Raw genomic sequence first — 20371 nt, 5'->3', positions numbered from 1 at the left:
TTAAAAAAAGAGGCTTAAGAAATTTTCCCAAGTCTCTTTGGTAACATATTTAGCTATTCTACATTTCATCAGGAGCCTTGATATCAAGTAAATCAAGAGCAGACTTAAGCACATCACTAACTGCTTGAGTAAGAGCTAACCGTGCTGGTTGAGCTTCGTTATCCTCAAGAATCCGCGTGTGAGCATAGTATTGGTTGAACTTCTTAGCTACTTCAAGAGCATATTTAGCAATTACTGATGGGTCATAATTTACCGCAGCCCGCTTAATTGCTTCGCTGTATTGACCAAGGAAACTAATCAATTCCCAAGCTTCAGCACCAGCCATAGTCAAATCAACATTGCTAAAGTCCCGAATACCGCCTTTCCGTAAGATACTCTCAGCACGAGCACGGGCATATTGAACGTAAGGACCAGTTTCACCTTCAAACTTAACGACATCTTCAAGTTTGAAGTTAACTGCATTCCGCCGGTAGTTCTTTAAGTCATGGAAGATAACGGCACCAACACCAACTTCTTTAGCAACTTCATCGGCATTCTTAAGGTCAGGGTTCTTTTCCTCAATTTGCTTCCGTGCTAAATCAATTGAATCATTCAATACGTCTTCAAGAGAAACAACATTTCCCTTCCGTGTTGACATCTTCTTACCGTTTAAGTTCATGAGGCCAAAGGAGATGTGTTCAATTTGGTTCCACCAGTTGAAGCCCATTTCTTTTAATGCTGCCCGCAATTGTTTGAAGTAAGTTTCTTGTTCAGCACCGACAACGTAAAGGGACTTAGCATGACCATACATCCGCTTCCGGAAAAGGGCAGTTGCCAAATCACGGGTAATGTAAGTAGTGGTTCCGTTACTCTTGATAATTAACAATGGTGGTAAGTTGTATTCGTCTAGGTCAACAATTTCTGCACCCCGGCTAGACTTTAAGAGGTTCTTATCACGCAACAATTGGATCGGTTCTTCCATCTTTTGTGCAGAGAAGGCTTCACCATTAAATGAATCGAAATTAACGTCTAACATCTTGTAGACACGTTGGAACCGTTCAAGGGAAACTTCACGGAACCAGTGCCATAACCGCCATGCTTCTTCATCACCATGTTCAAGTTTAGCAAACCAATTACGACCAGCCTCTGTATATTCTGGATGTTCATCAGCTTCATTATTAATCCGCACATAGTATTTAAGCAGTGTATTAATCGGATCCTTCTTAACTTCAGCTTCGTCACCCCACATCTCGTAAGCCGCCATCAGTTTACCAAACTGGGTACCCCAATCACCAAGGTAGTCAATCCGAATTAGGTTATAGTTAACCTTTTCAAGAATCCGGGCAACAGCCTCACCAATCATCGTTGAACGAAGGTGTCCCATCCCCATTGGCTTAGCAATGTTAGGAGATGAATAATCGATTGTAACATTAGCTTGGTGACCAAGGTCTAGTTCACCGTAATGTTCAGGGTCAGTCAAGATTGTTTGCAAAATCTTAGCACCAACTTGGGCCTTATCAAGGAAGAAGTTGATATATGGTCCAGCAACAACAACCTTTTCAAAACCATCTTGGTTAACTTTTTCAACTAATTCACTTGCAATCATTTGCGGAGCCTTGTGTAAGGTCTTAGCTAAAAAGAATGTTGGGAAGGCATAGTCCCCATTACTAGAATCTTTTGGACGTTCAATCTTAGCTTCAATTTCTTTAACATCCATCTCAGGTAATGCTTGTGCCAATGCAGCCGCAACTTGTTTCTTATCACTCATATATATTCCTCCTTAATTAATAAAAAACGCCTCTAATAAGTATTAAACTTACTAGAGACGAGATTTACCCGCGGTACCACTCTAATTGAATTAGAATTCCACTCATTTATTGATTTAATTAAAATATCTGAGGCACGCTTTCACAAATCAAAAAGCCCCTAACTCTCATCAACAAAGGGTCGCTGTAGATTTCAAAATGCTACTACTCCTCAAATCCTATTTTCATACTCAATCATTATAACAAATATAGCTTTAAAAACAAGGACCAATCTGTAGATATGAGTTTCCCCTTCTCTCTTACTTATTATATGTTACAATGATAATCATTAAATAATAATGAAAGGTTGATGAGTTATTTATGACAAATCCTACTATCCAAGCCGTAACGATTGCTGGACATGATTCAGATGGAAGTGCTGGAATGCCCGCCGATCTCCATGCTTTTTTTGCGGATGGCGTATATGGTCACGGTATCTTAACTGCAGCTGTTTCTGGAAATTCTTATGGTATTACTGCTTCCCAAGTAATGCCCAAAGAGTTCATTGCCGAACAATTTAAGGTATTAAGCGAAGACTTCGATATAAGAGCAGCTAAAACGGGAATGCTTGCTAATGATGATGTCATCAATGTTGTTGCCGATAATTATTCTTCCAAACATTTTGGCCCATTAGTTGTTGACCCGGTAATTATTACTAAGCACGGGGCAATGTTACTCGAACAATCAGCCTATGAATTATTCCGCGAACGAATCATTCCTCTCGCAACCGTCATTACCCCTAATTTCTATGAAGCGCAAAAACTAACCGGAATTGAAATGACAACAAATGAAGAACGGGTCAAAGCTGCCCGCTACCTTCAAGATTTAGGGGCCAAAAATGTTGTAATCAAGGGTGCCCATAACGATGATACACAAACAACGGTCGATGACTTTATCCTTCTTGAAAACGGTGATAGCTTCTGGCTTAAAAAGCCCTTTGTTAAGACAGACCGTTTGAATGGAACCGGAGATAGTTTTTCGGCAATCATTGCTGCTGAACTTGCTAAGGGAAATAATGTTAGCGCAGCAGTAACAAAGGCTAAAGATGCCGTCTACGCTGCCATTGCAAATCCATTAACAGTTGGTCATAAATTTGGCCCAATCAATCACTGGGATGCACAAAAAGAGTTAAATTAAGAATTTTTGGTCCTTGACTAATCAATGATAAGGCGATTGAATCATCATTTTCATTATTACAATCAATTAATGAAGGCAGAAGTTGCTAGGAATACCGCGATTTTGGTAATAGAAAAATAAAGGCTGAGAAAAACATAAAATTTTCTCAGCCTTTATTTTTAACTAAGCGGGTAACGAGAATCGAACTCGCGACGCAACCTTGGGAAGGTTGAGTTTTACCACTAAACTATACCCGCATTTGCTAACTAAGCTCAACACTTAGTTAGTATATACCTCTTCTAATTATTTGTCATCTTTTTTTGAAGATTTTTTTGCTTTCTTAGATGCCTTAGAGTCATCGGCTTCCTCTTCATCATCAGCTTTTTCTTCACGAGGAACTGCCTTAATCATCTTAGCATCTTTTTGGCGAATGACAGCACGGCTATTTAATTCATTAACCCCGCTCTTGTCAGACGGATCAAAATCTTGGATTGATACCATAATCGAATTGGTATAAACCTTTTCAACAACCCCAGAAAAATCATGTTCTAGGGGACCAAACTTTTTACCTTTTACAATATCGCCAATTTCAAAATCTGCCACTTAATTTCACCTCAAATATTATTTATTATATATGGAAGTAATATACGTACCTTACACTTTTTTTTATACATTTTCAAGCCAAAAGTATGTGGTCAGTTGCTTTCAAGAATGCTAAAATCAAAGCCGAAAGGAGCCTACCCATATGTTAAAAATAATAGTGGCGATCCTGATCGTGATATTACTAATCACCACTACCATCGGGTTACACGCTAAAATTGAGCGAAAAGTAACTAATTGGCTTGAATTAAGTCGCCTATTTTATTTTCTTTTATTAACCGCTTCGATTGTCCATGCCTTTTTGCATTTCAAAACACAATTCTTTAGCGATATATTATGGATTATTTTTTTGATTATTATCTATATGCTAATGGAAACTGCTTTTCGCCTAAAACGTGAGACATTTGGCAATCCGCATTTAACAATCCTGCTCTTTATTTTCTTAGTTTTAGCGTTAGGAATTAGTTGTTGGTGGATCTGAACCAATAACTATTATTAATTGTATCAATCATTTTTACTAGCTGACTAGTTTCTTCGACATCATGAACACGTAAGACACGACCGCCGCGTAAATACATTGCCGTTTCTGCAATTAATGTTACGTCTAGGCGGTCTTCTTTGGCTAAATTAAATAATTTTTGCCCAAAGCCCTTTCGTGAAATTGCAACCATAATTGGCCGATGCAGGTAATTAAGCTGGTCAATATTACGCATCATCGCATAATCCTGGTATCCATCCGCAATTTTGGCATAACCGATGCCCTGATCAAGAACCACTCGTTCAAGATTAATACCCGCAGCAGCGATTGTTCCTAAATTATGTTCAAAGAACTTTTGAATTGCGACTGTTAAATTATCGTAATCGTGGGTCCGGCTGCTATGCATCGTAACCATCCCCACTTCACTTTTAGCCATTAAAGCTAGTTTTTGATTTGTATCAAATGCTTGAACATCATTAATAATATCAACGCCTGCTTTTATTGCCGCTTCCATAACCGGCAATTTATATGTATCAACAGCGATTGCTATTTGCTGATAATCATGTTTAAGGATATTAATAGCGGGCATAATCCGATGAATTTCTTCTTGTGGGTCAACTTCAGTAAAGCCACCTGGTTTAGTAGTTTGTCCGCCTACTTCGATTACATTTGCTCCTGCCTTGACCATTTTATCAATTTGGCGAGTAATTTCAGCAATCGATTGATATTTTCCACCATCATAAAATGAGTCCGGCGTCACATTAAGGATTCCATAAATAATCGGCTGCTCGTTAAGCTTAAATGTAAAGCGTCCAGCCCGCCACAAGATTTGATGGTGTTCCTGAATTTGTTCAAGAGAAGCAAGCAACTCCCGGTCATTATTCCAACGTTCTTGAACATGAATCATCAACGCTTTAAGTGATTGCAATGGAAATAAAAATTCAACACGGCTACCAATACAGACTACTGGCACGTCAAAATGACAAACGAACTGTTCAACCATCGCCGCAGTTTCAACTTTCTCACATTCCCAAGTTAATAATAACTGTTGATGCCGATTGATTTGATCAGCCAAAATAGCAGTTTCTAACTTAGAAGTATTGTTGGTAATTGTTTTTTCAGTAATTTTCATTTTACTTCTCCCAACTGATCTAATAAATTTTTCACAGCACGTGCTCGATGAAGGTATGAAATACGTTTAGGACGACTCATTTCGGCAAGAGTCTGATCTTCGCCATCTGGTATTAAGATTCGGTCAAACCCAGTTGAATTAGTTCCGCGTTCTTCAGGTGCAATTACTCCAGTTAATTCACCGCGAGCAATATTACTGATGTGGCCATTAACTGCTAAAGCAATTGTCGTCTTCATCGTAAATTTACGTGATTTTCCATTAACTAATTGGATCAAATACCGATTAAGCTGACCGTCGGGAACTTCAACTGCTAATTCACGTGCTGTTTGAACGCCATACTTTGCGGGAAACGCGGCTAGTTCTAATCCAGAATCGTCAGCAATAACATTAGCTCCTGGTAATTGCTGGCTGATAAAGATTGCTTTTTTAGTCGCATTTGCTTGGTAGCTCGTCGTTGATTCTGAGGGAAAATGTTGACGCGGTAGTTTGTCCGTATATATCTCGCCCCACTGGTGGTAAAACCGCAAAATATTTTGGATTTCATCCGCCTTAAAAGTATTATGGGTTGCAATAACAAAATTATTTTTCATTTAGCTTGGCCTCGATATCTTTAATGGTGTAAAAAGAGCCGGTAACAATGATTAGATCATCACGCTTTGCAAGTTCTCGTGCTTTTGCTAGTCCCTCGTTCGATGTTTTAGCAACTACTGCCTGTGGAAGAATTGCTGCCAATTCAGCAACTGGAAAGGCCCGAGATGGGTGATTTGGAGTAGTAATAATTAATTTATCCGTTAATCGTTGATAGGTTTTGCACATCTCTATAATGTTTTTATCAGCAAGGAACCCTAAGACCATAATAATTTTAGTGCCAGGGTAAGATTGCAAAGTATGATAAAGCTGATGAGCAGCATCAGGATTATGAGCCCCATCAAGAACCACCGTTGGATGATGAGCAATCACCTGCATTCGTCCGGGAATAGAAATTGTCTTCATCATCGTTAATAACGGTTGCCATGAATTTATAAAGCCTTCTTGGATTAAATATTGAAATACACTGATAACAGTCCCGAGATTCTGGCTTTGAAACGCTCCAAGCAAGTTAAAGGGGACCCAATGTAATGTATCATTAAAGAAAATGGCTGCTTTTCCATCAATAATTTCCTGCTCTTTAGCAAGAGTCAGCTCCACATTTTGACTCTGAGCATAGTCATGAATAACATCAATTGCTTCTTCTTGCTGGCACGGTCCAAGAAAGACCTGGTGAGTACCCGTCTTGATAATGCCAGCTTTTGCATACGCAATGTTGGTGATTTTAGGTCCTAAAATGCGGGTATGGTCGAGGGCAATATGAGTGATCACTGCAATTAATGGGGCATTAATTATATTAGTCGCATCATCACGTCCGCCTAGTCCACACTCAATCACTGCCCAATCTACTTTTTGATCGGCAAAATATTGAATCATTATTAACGTCCACCATTCGAATACCGTGATATCAGCTGGTGTAATATCAGCCGGTAATCGACTAGCAATTTTTTGGTAGGTGTCTACAAATGATTGCCTGCTTATTAACTTATCATTAATTTTAACCTGTTCACGATCATCAACAAGTGCTGGACTGCTAAAATACCCTACCTTATATCCTGCATATTGTAAGGTTTGTTCCAACATCATTCCGGTTGAGCCTTTTCCATTAGTACCCGCGATGTGAATAATCTTAAATTGACGATCTGGATTTCCCAAATTAGTAAGAATTGGTCTTAAAAATTTAATACGATCTTTTACACCACCGAGCATTCGCCGATTAAAGCCCGCAATAATTTGTTCATAAGTCAGCACGGTTATTCCTCGTTTGCATTAAAAATTCTCGTTTTAAGTCTTTATCCTCCTTAAACCGACCAGTAAATTTATCAGTATAGGTGTACTGCCCTGCTTTATTAACACCACGCATTTCCATACAAAGGTGACGCGCGCTAATTGTTACCGCAATTCCGGCAGGATCAAGAATACGCTGTAATTCTGCCGCTAAATCTGTTGTTACTCGCTCCTGCATTCCTGGCTTTTTAGTCACGAAATCAATTAAACGTGGGATTTTGCTTAAACCAATTACCCGGCCATCTTTAGGAACGTACGCGACGTTAGCGTAACCAAAAAACGGCAACAAGTGATGTTCACACATTGAATAAAACGGAATGTGCTGAACTAAGACCATCTCTGGAACATCACTAACATGAAACACTTTATAATTAGCCACATCTTCAGGTTGACGTTTCAAAGATGAAAAAACTTCTTGATACATTTTAGCAACCCGTTGCGGCGTTTCTAGTAGTCCCTCACGATGCGGGTTCTCACCGATAGCAATTAATAAATCCCTAACAGCTTTTTCTATTTTTTGTTGGTCCATAAAAACACCTCTTGTCCATATATCTTTTTTAGCCAGCTGTGGTCTGAAGTTGCTTTCAATAAAGCAGTCAATCGTTGGTGATAAGGTTCATCCAAAGTTGAAATCTCAAGCATTGGAACTAATACAAAGCGCCTGTTCGCCATTTCTGAATGCGGGATTATTAAAGTCGGGGTTTTAATTTGCTGGTGGTTAAAGTCAATGATATCTAAATCAATTGTCCGCGGACCCCAGTGGATAAGCCGCTTACGGTGAAGACTTTGTTCAATCCAATGCAAGAAATCAAGGAGCTTTGGGGCAGTTAAATCTGTTCTTATTTTTACAGCAATATTATAAAAAGAGTCCTGCTTTACACCGCCAACCGGTTCTGTTTCATAAACGGATGAAACCGCTAAAAGTTCAATTTGAGATGAATCAGCCAATAGCTGAACCGCTTTTTGCAAATTTGCTAACCGATCACCAATATTACTACCAATACTTAAATATGCTTTATTCATGGTCGTTTGCTCCCTGCACCTCAATTTCAATGTTGTCAAAGATTCCGGCAATTGGCACACTATATTTACGAATCCGTAACCGCACCTCATCTAGCATAGGATAAGTCCGTAAAATTTCATGAAGCAAATTATTCGCAAGACTTTCAATTAAGTTATAGTTGTGATGGGCCACAAATTGTGCAATTGTGTCATAGACATCTGCATAGCTAACCGTTTCTTCTAAGTTATCAGTCCTTACTTTGGCTTCAATTGGATAAGTCATTTCACAATCAACTTCTATTTTTTGACCGAGCTTTTTTTCTTCCGCAAACACGCCATTATATGTATTAAATGACATGTTATTAATTCTAATTTTTCCGATAAGCTACTGCCCCTTCACGTTTTATTTTCTATCATAACGCATAAGTTTCTTTGTGAAAATATACTAATGGATTAAAGGAATAATCTTTTCTTGATACCAGGCTTCCCCCACTGCTGAGAATGGATTGGAAAAAGGTGCCGGCTTTATTAAAACATCATCAACATTGAATAATCTACGTTGCCCTTTTACTTTTAAGGGTTCAATCCAATACGATCCACCGGTTTCAAATGGTGCGATTTTCCAAGCATAGCAAATCTGATCTCCATCGTAACGTTTTTCTATATCGACTATTTTTGCAACACATAAGGCATATCCAGCAACTGCTCCACGTGTTTTCTTAGCCGTATTACAAATTAATAGATCTCCACGGTAAGCGGTTGTCCAAGTTCGGTATTCTTCTGTTTTATTGCCATTAAGTATTTCCATTGCGTATTCGGGATGAATTGATAAAGCTTTCATGAAATTCTCCTTTTAAGGTTATAAATACTATTTATTGTAGCTTAGTTATCATGCCGCGGCAAAAAACACTTGTAATTTTTATTGAGTTCGGTATACTTAGTAGTGTTACAAAATAGTTTAGTGCCTCAGTGGCGGAACTGGCAGACGCGCAACGTTCAGGTCGTTGTATGGTTATCCATGTACAGGTTCGAATCCTGCCTGAGGCAATTTTTATATTTTAAATACTTTTCGATAGTGTCTAAATCGTTGATATATCAGTATTTTTAATTTTAGGTTTACACTATAGAACACTATTTTTAATCAAATCCACGACAATTTCACGACAAAATAATATATCTTCTTGCCAACGTGGGCCACCTGTTTTTAGGTGGTTTTTTATTTTGCTTGTGGAAATATCTGCGGAAAATTCAGCCATTTTCCTTTTAGGGTGTCTGAATTGTCGGAATTATTGATAAAGTATCCCCGATTAATTGCTAAAAAGGGGATGTTTTAGATAATTTAATTTTTATGATTGTTGATATATCAAAGGCTAGGGAAGGACAGCCCCCCTACCTAAAAAGTTTCAAAACAGCCCTCGCAAATAAAAATACGGTAATGTGTGCCTCTCTCTTCTCAACAATGCAGGGCGGGGGATGTTATAATAGATTTGCTATTTTTTTATATCTCAAGGGCGCTCTCACAGTAGAGCGTCTTTTTAGTGCAATTTAAGCAGTTTTTACAGCGTAAATAAAAAGACAACTAACATATTTCGTTAGCTGTCCTTAGTCGCTCAATTCTTCTTGCCGTTGTTTGATACAGCCTAGTAGCATATCAATGTCTTCTTGCGTTGCACTCTTTAAGATGAAATTCTTAGCAACTGAACGGCGGTTAATGTACTGTACTTGTGCTTTATTTTTACTACGGTATTTGTTAATTGCCTTGTGCTGTGATTCAGTAAGTGCCATGTTATTTTTCCCTTTCAATCTTAAATTCAAATAGCTTTTTACGTTTATCCTTTGGTGTATGAAGCCACTTCTTGAACTTCTTAATATCTTGTTTCCACATTGCCACCGTTTCTCGAGGAGAGTATACGTCTAGGGAAATAGTAACGTGTTTATTCTTTGATTGGTATTTAAGGCGCTTCATATTTCATCCCTCGCTTTTACTAATTATTCTTGATTTAAAGAACATCTAAGTCATGCTATAATATACATATGAAAAGCCCCTAAGAGTTGAGCTACCAACTTGCAACTCTTAGGGCGGTGATTAATCACCACTTAATAGTTAATTTGAAGTCCAGCATTATAAAGATATTGAGTGTAAGTCTTATCTTTAATTTGCGGGGCTTTTTATTTACTTTTAAGCGCAATTTAATCACCCCCTTTCCTTAGGGGCTAACTATATTATATACATATGTATCAACGGTGGCAATAAGGAATACTAAAATATTTGAAAAATATGCTAGCATTTGCAAGCATTAAAACCTTAACATTTCTCAACGATTTAACTCCAACATTTCCCAACATCCGCTAGTAGAAAATGTTAGCATTTGCAAGCATTAGATACCTATAAAATCCGAGCATTTCTGAGCATTTTAACACTAATAAAATCCTAGGATTTACTAGGTTTTAACCGTAAAGCTAGAGGCTTTCAAGGGCTATCAAAATAGGGTGCAACCTTTCTCGTTTTTGTATGCATACTTTTTTCTTTTGTGTGCACACTTTTTAATGAGGGTGCGCACTAAATTATACTCAAGATAATATGCTAAAATACCTATGGGGCGTGAAAAGTAAAGTTGTTAATTTTTCGACAATATCAAGGGTAGCTTATGATGGCTACTCTTTTTTTATGCTACCATTTGCAACCATCCATTAAATGCAATCTCAAATGATTTAGCTATTTTGATATTGATGTTTTATCCTACCATTTCCTACCATCGTGCCATCATTTGCCATCATTTTTAATCTGAGCATTAAAAAAAGCGCCTTTTTAGTATGGCATTTTATATGCATACCTTTCTTGCTTTACGTGCATTCGATAAGGTACGATATTAAATAATTGAGTGGTGCAAAATAAAGGGGCGGTCTAGTTGTCTAGGTCGTCCTTTAGTTAGTTAACTTGTTTTTTTACGGGTAAGCGCAATTTTGCGCCCTCGTCACTTAATCGCTTAGCTTAGCTTTTTGCTCTTGTGCTAGTGATATTAATTTGTCTAGGTCGTCCTTATCTGCATAGTGTTTAATAAACGTTTTAGCATTTGAGCGATATTGATAAAGTCTATTCTTTTCTGGGTGTCGTTTCTTGTATCGTCTTGTAGCTCGCATTTGTGCTTGTGTAACCATGAAAAACATCCCCTTAAATTGCATATAGTGTAATATAGTGTCTTATAGCGTAAAGTTATATCTTGTATAGTTATATGCACATGTTATAATTGTTTATGTAAAAAGGCGCTAGGTTGTGCTAGAACCTAACGCCCGATGGTCTACAAACAGAAGAACGTTAATAAAAGCACTTAGGCTATTGCTTGAGTGCTTTTATTATTAGCGCAATTCCACGACAAACCCAATAAAAAGCTTGCGAGAGTATTAACGCTGAAATAGCAAACGCCGTTATATTCTCCTGCTTGGTAGATAACAAAACATAGGCCAACGCCTCCTGTGGTCTACCATGTAATTGGTAACGCTTGGCCGTTGCCTGTATTCCATCTAGGTAAATTCAAGGGTAGCTACTCCCTCTCGTTTGCCATGCTTATATTATATATAACTATCATAAGCATATTCAATAACAGGTGAGCTTCTAATATTGAATGCTAACTGATAGAATAAATTCATACCCTTTTTAGGGTAAATAAAATCATGTGATATAATGAATTGCTTTAAGTTTGTATCTAAGGGGCGCACTCACAGTAGAGCGTCTTTTTTTGTTGGAATTTGTCGTACAAAAAAGTCGATGTGCGTTCCCAAAGTATCAATAAACTAACCCCCGTTGAAAGATAACGGGGGCTTTTTAGTATGGTCTATTTTGATAGCAAAAGAGGGGCGAATATTGCTCTTTCTTGCTTTTAGTTTTGGTGTTAAATGTGATTATATCAATGATTACAGCTAATCACTCATAAGCAATAACAACAATCAATAAACACGATACAGCGAACATTTAAATCAACTCCATTTTTCTATATATGCTAATTTCCATTTTAAAGCCGTCTGAGCAGTTTTAACTCATAAATGAATAATTATATTAAACAGACGCTATCGGCTTTAAAACTGCTGATTATTTTTAAATAAGCAAGGTTCTAATTTAATACGTTATATATTTTTCACTGTCGAGTTTTCGTGGCTGAATTTTCAGCAGTCAAACTTTATACAAGTTCCTTTTCCGTGCAATTGATAACGAAAAATTACAGTTAAGTTATTGGTATATCAGCATTTGGGCTAGTAAAGCATTGCACGCTTTTTGCTTCCTTTTCCTCCGAGTAAATGACAACATCCCCTCTATATCGCTGTATTAACGGCAAAGAGGGGATGTTATTTTTCGTAGGTCATACTTTTTTAAGACCGCCGAAAGTGCCGGAAATATTTGTTAATTAATGCCATTCGTTATGGTCTAGGCTGTTCACTTTATCCAATAGACTTTGAGCGTTTTCTTTCTGCTCCTGTGGTGCTGTAGGATCATTTAGTATTGTAGTGGCTGCCACACTTACAGCGTAACAGTCCATGAGTACTTGATTACCTTGTACTTTGAAATGTTCATCTGGAATATGAGCCACAAGAGGATTTTCAGCCTTAAAGCGTTCAATTGGATTGTTCCCAGCTACTTCTACTAAACCCTCGTCAATTGCTTGTTGAGTAGGATTGCCTAGCTCGTCAATCATTCCCTCATCAACTAGCATTTTATAGAGTTTGTCCTTGTTAGGATGCAAGCCAATAGAAAGAAAATGACTGTAGGCTTGCTCAACTAACGGTGGGTATTTGATGTTAAAATTCATTGTTTATTTGTCCTTTCTTTTTAAGGGTGTCTAATCTGCCCACACTGCTTCAAATATTTATTAGCTAATTTATCTTTTGCTTCGCTTTCCTCACCATTGCTAGTTAGATAATCGTTTCTTATCCTGCCCAGTTGTTCAAGAAGGGAGTTAGAAAGCTTCTTGGCTTTTATTAGCTTTCGATTGTATTTAATTATTAATTGCCTGTTTTGTTTGAGCAGAGTAGGCGTTTGATGTTTGAAAATACCTAGACCATCAACAAAATACAAGTGGGTAAATGGTATCTTGATTAAGCTATCGTTTAATTGCTTTTCGTTGGCTTGGATTAGGTTGTCTAATCGTTTAATATCACTCATCAATTTAGTATAGGTCTCATATCCAGCGCTAAAGTTAGAAAGACTTCTCTCAAATTCTTTTAGGTTCATGAATGCATCACCTCTGTGTCTTAGTCATTACTAGAGGATTGTTCCAATGTTTGCTTGGTGTACTCGGGTAGGTGCTGTATTAATAGCTTGGCTAATGATTGTTCATTTTGATATTGTGGCATTTGATTAGCAACGTTCATAATGTTATCAATTCCTAATTGGATGTCCTCAATTTCATAGCCGTTATGGATGGATTAACATATCAAAAACATCAGCAAGCCTTTTATTATCTTTGGGGATGTCAGTAGGTGATATACCGTTTAAGTAGTTGAATAGACTGTTAATGTTATCTTGGTTGTTGTTAGTATCTAATTGATTATTAACTCTATTATCTACTTCACCTCTTTCTCCACTGTTTCCTCCATTCTCTGTAGTAGCATTATTCTCTATAGAGGAAGTAGAACTGCCGTCGTTAAGAAGAATTTCCCCCATACCCCCATTAGAAGAACTATTTATATACTTGTAGTTATTTTCTTTATTGATCTTTTCTTTGCTATTCTGAGCTGTACTGTACTGTTCTAGTCTACTCTTATCTATACTATTCTTATCTATACTAGGTGACCCTTTAGTAATCTTTTTGTTTACGTTAGGTTTACCGTTCGTTACCTTTTGGGTTACCACACCTTTCAAACGCTGTTGTTGCAAGGCTTTAAGATTTATCTGTCTGTTGCGATTTTTTCTCTCTACCCAATCATCTAATGGCAAGGCAATATTTCTATCTTCTGCGTTTATTGTGTATTTAAAATCAATTCTGATAAATACCTTACTGGATAAATCGAGAAAAGAAGTTCTAGAATAGTGATTTAATAATTGAGTATTTAGCCAGTCAACAATCAAGTAAACTCCCTCAACATTAACAATAAGCCCCGCCTGTTCCAATTCGCTATAGTTTTCAGCGGTTGCTTTATCCATCAAATTAATTAAAGAAACATCAGAACAAAAGCCATCATCATCAGCATATAGCACTAAATCATCGTAAAGAATTTTACTTACAGGCGATAAAGTCAAAAAGCGTCCGTCTTGGTGTATTGACTTACTAATCATTCTTCTTTGTGCCATTACTTTAATCCTCCTCTTGGTAAACATTAGTTACACGGATAGCCTTAAAAGGAATTAGCAAGTCATCGCCTTTACTTAGATAATAAGGGGTGCTATCACGCCAATATATTCGTTTACTAATTTCGTTTCCTGTCGCAAAGTCATTTAATATCAAATTTCCATCTTGATTAGTTGCTTGAAGCAATTTCATTACTTATACGCCTCCATGTTCTTATAACTTAATTGCCCGTCAATAAATAGCTTTGTTAAAGCGATAAGTCGTTTAAGCATTTCAACATCGTTATTTGTGACTTGTTCAATGCGTTCAACAATCTTTTGGCGTTCTCGCTCTTCTCGCTTGTTGTGCGCTAAGTAATTTGGATTGTTAAGCGACTTCATAATGAAATAAAGGCGAGTGGTGTTTTTATCATCGTTGTTCGTTAGCAAGGACAACTTAGAATATAAGTCACCATTGAAGCCGTCTAAGTAAACTAAAAAGGTGTGAACTTGCTTAATATCATCCCCAACGAACTTACTAATACGGGTGGCGAGTTCCGTTGGTTTTTTGCTGTTCTCGGTGTCTTTAAGATATGAATACCACGAGAGCAGGGCGAGGTAAGTAGTTTTCATGTCCCAACGTTCACGGTGTCCGTCTGGGGCCGTAAGAGTAACTAGTTGCATTCTGTGTCACCGCATTTGAGTTCAAGGGTCGCTAATCGTTGCAGTACTTCTAAATCATTATCATTTAGACACTCTAAACACTCATGTAAAGCGCTGATAATATCTTGCTGATACTTGACCGTTAAGACTAGGCTAATTAAATCATTGTGAGTGTAATCATCCTTTAAGCATGGAGCTAAATAATCATTGAGCCTTTCGTGATAATCGATTAGGGATGAAATTAATCCGTTCATGGTTTTATGGTCTGCTATCAGCTTATCTATGCTTTTAGTCATTGTTGACACCGCCTTTTAGTAACTCATTAACAACTAGATCAATTTGCTGTTGGGCTTTTTCTGTTGCGGTAATAGTAGCGCTAGATAACGCATTTAATTTGCTGCCTAATCGCTTCATCCGCCATTTTTCGCCTTCATCATTGCTAGGGTAGATATTAAAAAGCGAAATATCATTCTCTATTAAGTCACTGATTGTCTGTGCTAGTCCTAAAACAGTTTCAAGAGTGACATTAACGCCTTCTATTTGATTAATAGTAGTTCTATCCATTTATCTTATTCCTCCATTTGTTGGGGATGTTTCCCGTCTTAAATACTGAAATATGTTAGAATAAGCAAAGCAACGGGCTTTATCCGTTGTTCTTATTCTTTTGTTGCTGTTAAATGCTAACTACTTTGGTCGGTGAGTAGCATTTGACGGCTTTTTTATTTGGTCTAAACATTATTCTTCACTTTCTAATTCTACGTTACTAAGTGCTTCTGCTCTTTTACTCATCATTGCTATTTGCGAGGTGAGCGGTGCTAAGGCTTGTTGTCGCTCCTCGTTATTGGTAATGATGTAATAGCCGTTTGGGCGGTTATACTGCGCTCCAATTGGTACATGGTGAAGCACGATTAAGCGATAGATAATTCCTCTAACTCTGCGATTGCTCCATCCAGTGAGTTTCACTAATTCTTTGAGTGGTCGAGGGCGTTCAATCCCTTTAGGCAACAAGTCCAATAGTTGTTGCTCTTCTTTGTCTAGTTGCTTCATCGGCTTCATTCCTTTACTTGATTAACTGAGCGATTAAATTCATTGCTACGAGTACAACAGGCAAGGTAGCAAGGTAAGCCCATAGCCGTTCACTTGGTGCTGTGTCCCAGTAGCTTAATATGTGTTTATCAATAGTTGTTAAAAGCTTCATGATAATAAATCCTCCAATATCCACGCTGGCAAGCTGATATTATTTATTTTTCGTGTTGTTGCATAAAACCATCTAAGGCTTCTCGTCTGAAACGACTAACACCCTCAATCTGGATTGTGGGGATGTCATACTTTTTAAGCCAAGCATTGAAGATACCCCGTGATACACCACAATAGGCGCTAGCTTCTCCCTTGTTTAGATAAGGTGGGAAGCTGTTTTTAGTTTGAACATCCTTAATCGCTTTATTGAGTGCATCCCCAATCATTGCTTTAGTCGCTTCCTGTAAATCATCTGGCAACTGCACTTGTAAACTTTCCATCTTCTCAACTCCAATCATTAAGCCAATAGCAAAACGCCTTTTACTTCGTCCCACGTCTTGTTGAGACCCACAAGACCGATTGCGATATTTTCTAATTGCTTATATCGTTCTTGTTCTTTGAGTGTTAGACCATCTAACGCAACTTTGACGTGTCTTTGTTTCTTAATTTGCTGTGCTGTCATTCCACCAGTTGCACGCTTCAATAAAAGCTGTGTCATATTGCGATAACTCCATTGAGTAACGTGTGGCCAATCCTTTACGGCGTCCATTAATGATTTTCGCTGTGGCTTTTCAATAGCTCGGTTAATCTGTCGTTGATTAAGCTCTTTTCTCATACGGTAGAACTCACGGACTAGATTTTTCTTAAACTGATTGACCTCTGGTGTGTTATCCAAGTAGGTAATTAGTAAAGTAGCTTGTTGCTCGTTAAGGTGGTAGGTCTTTTGCGGTCGTCCTCGTCCAGGTAATTTAGCATTTTCAAAGTGCAAAAATCCGAACTCTTCTAAATCTTGTTTGTGATTGCGAATTAGGTTTTTAACTACTTTCAATTGATTATTACTACATTCAGCAATGATTTTATCTGTGGTATATGGTTCTTCATTTAGACCGTGCATGAAAACTAAATCGTTCATTCAATCCATCCCCTTACTTGTCTTGTATTTTTGAGAGTTCTTTTATCGATGTGGATAATTTATCGAATTAACTAGTTGATGCCTGTTTTCTCTGTTTGCAAATTAACTCTGTGAGAAATGCGGGCTTTTTGTAACACTTTCCTCTGTTTTTCTTTTTGTTTTTCCGTAAGGCGTACTTTCTTGCTAATGGAAACCGTTCCTTTATCAATATCACCCTCTAACATGATTAATTGACCTGATGGGCTATAACCTTTGCGCTGGGGATGAGTTATGTATTTCTCATACTTTCTAGCGTGCTTGGGTTCGTCCGTGTAAATGTGCCACGTCTCCGTTTGGCGGTCGTAAGAAATAATTGTCTCTCGCTCCTCAAATGGGGCTGTCTTCATATCTTGCTTAACTTCTGTCATTCCTTGTCACCTCTACTTGTCTTGTGTTGCTACTGCTGTACTGTCTGCAATATCCGCCGTTGCATACTCGTCAATAAGCCAATCACTTAACTTCTTATAAGTTGCTGGCGTTACCTTGCGATGGTTACGCTTAAAGATGTTGTCTAGCGTCCATCGACTTAAACCGAGTTCACGCCCAAGTGCTACAGTAGATAAATTAAGTTCACCACGTTTGCGTTTGATAGCTGTTACTTGTTTATCTGATAAATACATAGGCATTTAATACCACCTCTATTCACATAACTGTGAGTAAATATTAATTCACAATTATGTGAATGTCAATGAAAATGTTCACAGTTTTGTGAAATAATGATATTATTTAATTGAGCAAAGAAGGTGATAATATATGAGTGAGTATTCCTATTATCGTTATAAACATCACAACAGAATTAAAAAATTGAGAAAAGAAAAAGGCCTAACTCTGAAAGAGCTAGGCGAAAAAGTCGGTATGCGGGATAATACGTTAAGCCAATACGAAAATGAAAAGAGAAATCCTAATGATGAAATTTGGGAGAAACTCGCAGAGTTTTTCGATGTAAGTACAAGCTATATTCAAGGATTGAGCTATGAAAGAACTGATCCTTACGAAAGTATAGGTAGAATTCTTAATAAGATTAACTTTAATGATGACAAAGCCAAAAACGATAAAATAAGAGAACAATTATTTGAAGCTTTTGCTATCGTTTTAGATAGTACAGAAGACAAGTTGGCAGATTTAGAAAATCAAATTGATAATATTGACCCAAACTATTATGATCCTTCTGGGGATTTATAGCAGGGTCTTCATGTGTAACGTACTTCCATAAGTTATTAGACACTTAAATAGGGTTACTAGAGAGCTAATTTATCTGAGGTTTTCTGAGGTAGTGTCATTGTTCTATGTAGTATTTTGTAGCAATTAATCTGCTGTTTTTCTGCACATTTTACGTTGTAACCTTTGCTGTGCTTGGCTTCTTTCTGCTGATAGATAGCTGAATATAGCTAATGTATAGCTGTTTAATCTGAGGTTTTCTGAGGTAGTGGTCATTAACTATTAATCGTTTTATGTAGTATCTCATCCCCTTAATGGTGGGGATGATTAATTGCACTCAAAGCGTATAAAAGCGTTAAATTGCGTTTGATTTTTAACGCAATTGCCTTGCTAACATCTCCCCAGTTTTGGGGACATTTGCTAAATTCTGAGCCTATGTTTAACTGGTCGAAAATTCGGCTGATTATATCTCCTCAAAATTGAGGACATCTTACTCACCTCAATTTTGGGGTAAGTACATCTGCGCATAATTGCGCGCATCTTTACTCGGCTCAAAATTGAGCTCAGCAAAATTACGGAGTGAATATCACTCAGCCGAAAACTTGGCTCAGTACATCCCCTTTTTGGTGGCCGAAAATACGGCTACGAAACTCAAATACATACCTCCAATATTCCACGTTGGCAAGCTGTGCGATTGAAAGAGGTAATTTTATGAGTTATGTAAGAAAAGCGAAAAAAGGATACTACGGTTATGCAAGCTACCAAGATAACGAGGGAAAGTGGCACCAGAAATCAGCCGGCTGTTTTAATTTAAAGCGTGAAGCACTACAAGCAGCCAATAAACTAGAAGCAGAGTTAGACCAAGTGAACCTTGATTTAAAAGATATGACACTAGCTAAGTATTATTGGCGGTGGTATGAACTCTATGAGGAAAATGGTATTACTGATGTTACGAAAAACCGTTATAAGGTCATACGGAAAGCCATTGAAAACTACTGGAAAGATACACGACTACGGGACATCAAGCGCTCTGATTATCAAGCTTTTATTAACTGGTATGGTGCTAATCATGCTAGAGACAGTGTAAACAAGCTCAACAATGCTATCCGTTCATGTGTTGGTTATGCAATTGATGATGATATTATCAGCAAGGACTTCACGCATAACGTCAAAGTAGTAGCTAATAAAGAGCGAGAACGCAAAGTTGAATACCTTAGTCATGATGAGTTAGTAACACTGAAAAATGAAGTCAATAAGAAGCTCAATCACTACAATACCAGCCGTTACATGATATTAACGGCTATCTATACGGGGATGAGAAAGAGCGAAATACAGGCGCTCACGTGGAAAGATATAGATTTTTTACACGCTACAATTTCTGTCACTAAGTCGTGGAATGAAAAGAAAAAAGCTTTCAAACCAACTAAAACCGAATCTAGCAAGCGAACGATTAAGGTTAATCGTCAACTGCTCAATCATTTAGCTGAATTGAAAGCTAATAGCAGTGTTATGGTGTTTCAAAACGTGTTAGAAACTATTCCAACAAGTAACGCATTGAATAAGTGTTTACGGTCTATTATGAATGACTGTGGTATTGAAAAGCAAGGGTTTCACTTTCATTCCTTGCGCCATGTTCATGTTGCCTATTTGTTAAGTCAAGGTGTCGATATATACGCCATCAGTAAACGTCTAGGACATTCAAATATCACTGTAACCTTAAATACTTATTCTTATTTGGTGGATGAGTACAAGGCTAAGAATGACACGCTAATCATTGATAAACTGGCTCAATTATAGAGTTCACGACAAACTCACGACAAAACAAAGCTCAAAGCCTGTTATATCAAGGTTTAGTATTTCTGCCTGAGGCATTATTTAAAGGTAAAAAGCTTATGAATGCTGTTAAATCAACATTTATAAGCTTTTTATTTATGTACAGAAGCAGCCTAAAATAGCATGAATCGGTCACTTTGGTACATGTTTAGCACACGCAAAAAATCCCGATCAGTACATTTCTGCAATAATCGGAATTTTCGTTAAACTTATAATTAATTTTGGTATTAATACACAGAACAATACCTTAAGTAATACTACGCTCCAATTTATCAAACATTTC

28 protein-coding genes and 2 tRNA genes are annotated in these 20371 nt (G+C 37.5%); 5 read left to right on the top strand and 25 right to left on the bottom strand.

Annotated features, from left to right (window positions below; all coding sequences use genetic code 11):
* Positions 1–58: 58 nt before the first annotated feature.
* Entirely contained in the window at positions 59–1747 is a 1689-nt protein-coding gene (gene argS, locus IEU90_RS07635) for an arginine--tRNA ligase (protein WP_188357947.1), read from the bottom strand.
* A gap of 358 nt (positions 1748–2105) precedes the next feature.
* Between argS and thiD the strand changes: the two genes are divergently transcribed.
* On the top strand, positions 2106–2921 hold the full coding sequence (thiD, locus tag IEU90_RS07630; RefSeq protein WP_153710368.1) for a bifunctional hydroxymethylpyrimidine kinase/phosphomethylpyrimidine kinase: 816 nt from the start codon (positions 2106–2108) through the stop codon (positions 2919–2921).
* 165 nt (positions 2922–3086) lie between these two features.
* On the opposite strand, the gene IEU90_RS07625 is transcribed toward thiD, so the two are convergent.
* Both IEU90_RS07625 and IEU90_RS07620 read right to left on the bottom strand, forming a co-directional pair.
* Positions 3087–3157: transfer RNA gene (locus tag IEU90_RS07625), tRNA-Gly, on the bottom strand.
* Positions 3158–3203: 46 nt separating this feature from the next.
* Positions 3204–3503 (bottom strand): hypothetical protein, encoded by a 300-nt coding sequence (locus tag IEU90_RS07620; RefSeq protein ID WP_182597500.1) that lies wholly within the window; start codon positions 3501–3503, stop codon positions 3204–3206.
* A gap of 142 nt (positions 3504–3645) precedes the next feature.
* Between IEU90_RS07620 and IEU90_RS07615 the strand changes: the two genes are divergently transcribed.
* Positions 3646–3981 (top strand): hypothetical protein, encoded by a 336-nt coding sequence (locus tag IEU90_RS07615; RefSeq protein WP_006917118.1) that lies wholly within the window; start codon positions 3646–3648, stop codon positions 3979–3981.
* Here the strand turns inward: IEU90_RS07615 and folP are convergent.
* The 7 genes from folP to IEU90_RS07580 all read right to left on the bottom strand — a co-directional run bounded on the left by folP (position 3962) and on the right by IEU90_RS07580 (position 8828).
* Positions 3962–5110, bottom strand: a complete 1149-nt coding sequence (folP, locus tag IEU90_RS07610) for a dihydropteroate synthase (protein WP_153710369.1) — start codon at positions 5108–5110, stop codon at positions 3962–3964. The genes IEU90_RS07615 and folP overlap by 20 nt on opposite strands.
* Positions 5107–5700: a dihydroneopterin triphosphate diphosphatase FolQ3 gene (gene folQ3, locus IEU90_RS07605; protein WP_153710370.1), complete on the bottom strand. Its 594-nt coding sequence runs from the start codon at positions 5698–5700 to the stop codon at positions 5107–5109. Before folQ3 ends, folP begins: the two co-directional genes overlap by 4 nt.
* On the bottom strand, positions 5690–6949 hold the full coding sequence (locus IEU90_RS07600; RefSeq protein WP_188357946.1) for a bifunctional folylpolyglutamate synthase/dihydrofolate synthase: 1260 nt from the start codon (positions 6947–6949) through the stop codon (positions 5690–5692). Before IEU90_RS07600 ends, folQ3 begins: the two co-directional genes overlap by 11 nt.
* The gene (folE, locus tag IEU90_RS07595) at positions 6936–7514 is read right to left on the bottom strand and encodes a GTP cyclohydrolase I FolE (RefSeq protein ID WP_153710371.1); all 579 of its coding nucleotides are present in this window, start codon (positions 7512–7514) and stop codon (positions 6936–6938) included. Before folE ends, IEU90_RS07600 begins: the two co-directional genes overlap by 14 nt.
* Positions 7496–8008, bottom strand: coding sequence for a 2-amino-4-hydroxy-6-hydroxymethyldihydropteridine diphosphokinase (gene folK, locus IEU90_RS07590; protein WP_153710372.1), 513 nt, complete (start codon positions 8006–8008; stop codon positions 7496–7498). The genes folE and folK overlap by 19 nt, the downstream gene beginning before the upstream one ends.
* Positions 8001–8369: a dihydroneopterin aldolase gene (gene folB, locus IEU90_RS07585; RefSeq protein WP_163705510.1), complete on the bottom strand. Its 369-nt coding sequence runs from the start codon at positions 8367–8369 to the stop codon at positions 8001–8003. The genes folK and folB overlap by 8 nt, the downstream gene beginning before the upstream one ends.
* 63 nt (positions 8370–8432) lie before the next feature.
* Positions 8433–8828 carry an ASCH domain-containing protein gene (locus tag IEU90_RS07580; RefSeq protein WP_153710374.1) on the bottom strand — a complete coding sequence of 132 codons (396 nt, stop codon included), beginning with the start codon at positions 8826–8828 and terminating at the stop codon, positions 8433–8435.
* A 122-nt stretch (positions 8829–8950) separates the two neighbouring features.
* Here IEU90_RS07580 and IEU90_RS07575 point away from each other — a divergent pair.
* Positions 8951–9034: transfer RNA gene (locus tag IEU90_RS07575), tRNA-Leu, on the top strand.
* Positions 9035–9589: 555 nt separating this feature from the next.
* Here IEU90_RS07575 and IEU90_RS07570 read toward each other — a convergent pair.
* The 15 genes from IEU90_RS07570 to IEU90_RS07500 form a co-directional block, all read right to left on the bottom strand.
* Positions 9590–9772 (bottom strand): hypothetical protein, encoded by a 183-nt coding sequence (locus IEU90_RS07570; protein WP_153710375.1) that lies wholly within the window; start codon positions 9770–9772, stop codon positions 9590–9592.
* A gap of 1 nt (position 9773) precedes the next feature.
* The gene (locus IEU90_RS07565; RefSeq protein ID WP_065532694.1) at positions 9774–9953 is read right to left on the bottom strand and encodes a hypothetical protein; all 180 of its coding nucleotides are present in this window, start codon (positions 9951–9953) and stop codon (positions 9774–9776) included.
* Between the two features lie 1013 nt (positions 9954–10966).
* Positions 10967–11146 (bottom strand): hypothetical protein, encoded by a 180-nt coding sequence (locus tag IEU90_RS07560; RefSeq protein ID WP_107720646.1) that lies wholly within the window; start codon positions 11144–11146, stop codon positions 10967–10969.
* Positions 11147–12387: 1241 nt separating this feature from the next.
* Positions 12388–12789 carry a hypothetical protein gene (locus IEU90_RS07555; RefSeq protein ID WP_153710376.1) on the bottom strand — a complete coding sequence of 134 codons (402 nt, stop codon included), beginning with the start codon at positions 12787–12789 and terminating at the stop codon, positions 12388–12390.
* Positions 12790–12809: 20 nt separating this feature from the next.
* On the bottom strand, positions 12810–13211 hold the full coding sequence (locus IEU90_RS07550) for a hypothetical protein (RefSeq protein WP_153710377.1): 402 nt from the start codon (positions 13209–13211) through the stop codon (positions 12810–12812).
* 183 nt (positions 13212–13394) lie between these two features.
* Positions 13395–14270, bottom strand: coding sequence for a hypothetical protein (locus IEU90_RS07545; protein ID WP_188357945.1), 876 nt, complete (start codon positions 14268–14270; stop codon positions 13395–13397).
* A gap of 4 nt (positions 14271–14274) precedes the next feature.
* A complete protein-coding gene (locus IEU90_RS07540) occupies positions 14275–14460 on the bottom strand; it encodes a hypothetical protein (RefSeq protein WP_107720636.1) in 186 nt (61 codons plus the stop codon).
* Complete coding sequence (locus IEU90_RS07535) at positions 14460–14930, bottom strand: hypothetical protein (RefSeq protein ID WP_188357944.1); 471 nt, start codon at positions 14928–14930, stop codon at positions 14460–14462. Before IEU90_RS07535 ends, IEU90_RS07540 begins: the two co-directional genes overlap by 1 nt.
* Positions 14921–15205, bottom strand: a complete 285-nt coding sequence (locus IEU90_RS07530) for a hypothetical protein (RefSeq protein WP_188357943.1) — start codon at positions 15203–15205, stop codon at positions 14921–14923. Before IEU90_RS07530 ends, IEU90_RS07535 begins: the two co-directional genes overlap by 10 nt.
* Positions 15198–15473, bottom strand: coding sequence for a hypothetical protein (locus IEU90_RS07525; protein ID WP_065532701.1), 276 nt, complete (start codon positions 15471–15473; stop codon positions 15198–15200). Before IEU90_RS07525 ends, IEU90_RS07530 begins: the two co-directional genes overlap by 8 nt.
* A gap of 171 nt (positions 15474–15644) precedes the next feature.
* Positions 15645–15956: a hypothetical protein gene (locus IEU90_RS07520; protein WP_188357942.1), complete on the bottom strand. Its 312-nt coding sequence runs from the start codon at positions 15954–15956 to the stop codon at positions 15645–15647.
* Between the two features lie 194 nt (positions 15957–16150).
* Complete coding sequence (locus IEU90_RS07515; RefSeq protein ID WP_188357941.1) at positions 16151–16426, bottom strand: MerR family transcriptional regulator; 276 nt, start codon at positions 16424–16426, stop codon at positions 16151–16153.
* A gap of 17 nt (positions 16427–16443) precedes the next feature.
* Complete coding sequence (locus IEU90_RS07510; RefSeq protein ID WP_188357940.1) at positions 16444–17058, bottom strand: Rha family transcriptional regulator; 615 nt, start codon at positions 17056–17058, stop codon at positions 16444–16446.
* Positions 17059–17129: 71 nt separating this feature from the next.
* A complete protein-coding gene (locus IEU90_RS07505; protein WP_153710385.1) occupies positions 17130–17465 on the bottom strand; it encodes a hypothetical protein in 336 nt (111 codons plus the stop codon).
* Positions 17466–17477: 12 nt separating this feature from the next.
* Positions 17478–17723 (bottom strand): helix-turn-helix domain-containing protein, encoded by a 246-nt coding sequence (locus IEU90_RS07500; protein WP_229723645.1) that lies wholly within the window; start codon positions 17721–17723, stop codon positions 17478–17480.
* A 127-nt stretch (positions 17724–17850) separates the two neighbouring features.
* Between IEU90_RS07500 and IEU90_RS07495 the strand changes: the two genes are divergently transcribed.
* Together IEU90_RS07495 and IEU90_RS07490 are read left to right on the top strand one after the other, a co-directional pair.
* Positions 17851–18279: a helix-turn-helix domain-containing protein gene (locus IEU90_RS07495; RefSeq protein WP_188357939.1), complete on the top strand. Its 429-nt coding sequence runs from the start codon at positions 17851–17853 to the stop codon at positions 18277–18279.
* Between the two features lie 687 nt (positions 18280–18966).
* Complete coding sequence (locus tag IEU90_RS07490; RefSeq protein WP_188357938.1) at positions 18967–20052, top strand: tyrosine-type recombinase/integrase; 1086 nt, start codon at positions 18967–18969, stop codon at positions 20050–20052.
* The last annotated feature ends 319 nt before the right edge of the window (positions 20053–20371 follow it).

The sequence above is a fragment of the Limosilactobacillus caviae genome (assembly GCF_014635905.1).
GTDB lineage: Bacteria > Bacillota > Bacilli > Lactobacillales > Lactobacillaceae > Limosilactobacillus > Limosilactobacillus caviae.
Note: the sequence above shows the minus strand (reverse complement) of the source record. Positions and strands in the feature narration are given on the sequence as shown.